At 54.3% G+C, this 2,261-nt stretch carries 3 protein-coding genes; 1 reads left to right on the top strand and 2 read right to left on the bottom strand.

From position 1 onward, the window contains the following. Together WCO56_29680 and WCO56_29675 are read right to left on the bottom strand one after the other, a co-directional pair. Positions 1–623 (bottom strand): PQQ-binding-like beta-propeller repeat protein (locus WCO56_29680; GenBank protein ID MEI7733773.1); only part of this gene is annotated, 623 nt, incomplete at its 3' end. Between the two features lie 247 nt (positions 624–870). After that, positions 871–1,617: a hypothetical protein gene (locus tag WCO56_29675; GenBank protein ID MEI7733772.1), complete on the bottom strand. Its 747-nt coding sequence runs from the start codon at positions 1,615–1,617 to the stop codon at positions 871–873. Positions 1,618–1,968: 351 nt separating this feature from the next. On the opposite strand from WCO56_29675, the gene WCO56_29670 reads away from it, so the two are divergent. Continuing rightward, positions 1,969–2,261 (top strand): class II fructose-bisphosphate aldolase (locus tag WCO56_29670; GenBank protein ID MEI7733771.1); only part of this gene is annotated, 293 nt, incomplete at its 3' end.

Raw genomic sequence — 2,261 nt, 5'->3', positions numbered from 1 at the left:
CCAGCCCAGCCAAGGGCCTCAAAAAATGACCAAGGGTTTTTCAGCAGAATCAGTACATAGGAGGGCCCCTGGTGCATGCAGACAATGAACAGCCGTCCCGCATCGAGCATCGGCGAGGATCCGTAGCCGTGGCCGAACTTGAAAACGCCGTATTCCTGCACGAGGTTGCGTTGCCAGAGGATTTTGCCGTCGTTATCCAGGCAGGCAAGGTCGCCCGTGCCGAACATGGCCCAGACGTGCTGGCCGTCGGCCATGGGCGTGGGGGAGGCCATGTTATGCAGTTTGTTGGCATGAAGCGTGCCGCGCCCGATTTCGCGATCCCAGAGGATCTCGCCCCGCTCACGGCTGATAGCCAGCACATGCAGACTGAGATTCGTTGGTTGGGCGGTGAGATACACGCGATTACCCACGATGACGGGCGAGGAGGCCCCTTTGCCCGGCAGCGCGGTTTTCCATGCGATGTTCTTATCCTTGCCCCACTGCACGGGAAGGCTTTTCTCGGTGCTCACGCCCAAACCATCTGGACCGCGCCAGCAGGGCCAATCCGCCGCCGGCAGGGTGGCTGGCAATAGTTGTAACAGGATAAGGCCCAGGAGGATTCGACGGGCTGATGTTTTGCGCATCGCGAACATTTGGAGTCGGTAGATCATGATAGATAGATAGAAATAACTTTTTCCGACACCCCATCCCGCGTCACTCAACGCTACGCTGCCAGGGAACCTTGCTTATGGCCAAGACGCATGGGGGGTGATAGTAATTCTCCCCCGTTCATCGTCAAGCGCTCACTGAGGCCGACACCTTTCATGCGGTAATGGGCAACTGACCGCAGCCCCATATCTGGTCCTGCGTGTTTTGGTGGCTGGCCTTCTGCTACTTCGCCCCCTCAGTGGTGACTTTCGCATCTTCCATCACAAGGCCGTATTTGTATCCAGCCCCGAAGTCTTTGTTGAAGGACAATTTTCCCTGCACCAGAACCGTATCACCAACTTTGACAGTGTCCGCGGTTGTAACCGTTAAATCATTGGCTCCGCTGGAACCGGTGCCATCTTGAACATGAAGCCAATTTTTGCCCATGATCATGGCATTATACTTCACCACTTTGGCGCGTAGAGAAACCGGTTTATCGCCCCATTCGCTTTTCAAGGCCACCACCTCCGCGACCGTCATTCCCCCAGCCACTTTTTTGATCCCGGTGAAATCCACCTTACTCGACGGGGTTTGTGCCCGCATTTGTGCGTGCGGGTCGGCAGTGCCACCCGGCGAGTGGGGATTCATGGCCGAATCAGTGGTGATCGGTTGGCGGTCACCGACGGTGATGACACCCACAAAATAAACCGTGGCAAAGGTGCGATTGAGAATTTTACTGGTGTAGTTTTGCATGGGCATCCCATTGGCAAACGACGCCTTGTCGCCGGCTTTGACCGGGAATTGTGGCGCGGCTGCCCAAACTTTTTCCTTACCGGTATCCAGTTGCACATAGGTGTATGCCCCGGCGTTGGCGATTTCAAGAACCGTTCCGGAAACAGTCCCAGCCGCGGCGGTTTCCGCCGCTGCGTTAATTGCGCCACCGAGGCTGCCTGCCAATACAAGAGATAAAATCGGTATGATAATCTTCATAAACTTCCCCTTAAGTTAGACATTAGTTGAAAAGAGTCAACTTTTCCGTGTTCAATTTGCCGCGTGCCAAAAGGCACTTTTAAATAAGGCCGGGTTAACAGTTCATTAGTCAAATTTATCGTCAAACGCATCATGTCTGGGCCGATTGCCCCGGCGAGGCATTTTCCATTCCATGTTTGACCGCCGCACGGGAATCCGCTATGTTGTTCGGATGGTTGTGACGGAAATACACGATGAGTAGCGACGAGCCCGCAAGCGCCTTGCGAGGCTGGCCCTGATTTTCATCGCCTGGACTTTGAAACTTAGTACCGAAACAGCACTAAAATAACAAAACACAGAATAAGAAACACTATGATCGTTACCACAGACCAACTCTTCAAGGTCGCGTACGGAAAGTACGCCATTGGAGCGTACAATATCAATAACGCCGAGCAGGCCATGGGCTTGTTCAAAGGCTGTCTGGCCAGCCAGGCACCGTTCATCATCCAAATCTCCAAGGGTGCCCGGAAGTACACCGACAAGCGGATGCTGGAAGCCATCATCCGTTCCGCCGGCGAAATTTTCCCGGAAGCGATCTTCGCGGTGCATTTGGACCACGGCGACGAAGAAACCTGCTACGATTGCATTGACTCCGGCTTTTACAG

Source organism: Verrucomicrobiota bacterium (genome assembly GCA_037139415.1).
Classification (GTDB): domain Bacteria; phylum Verrucomicrobiota; class Verrucomicrobiia; order Limisphaerales; family Fontisphaeraceae; genus JBAXGN01.
Note: the sequence above shows the minus strand (reverse complement) of the source record. Positions and strands in the feature narration are given on the sequence as shown.

Bases quoted from the DNA above. Each gene is read 5' to 3' on its own strand.
- WCO56_29675 (MEI7733772.1), bottom strand. From the start codon at position 1,617: ATGAAGATTATCATACCGATTTTATCTCTTGTATTGGCAGGCAGCCTC.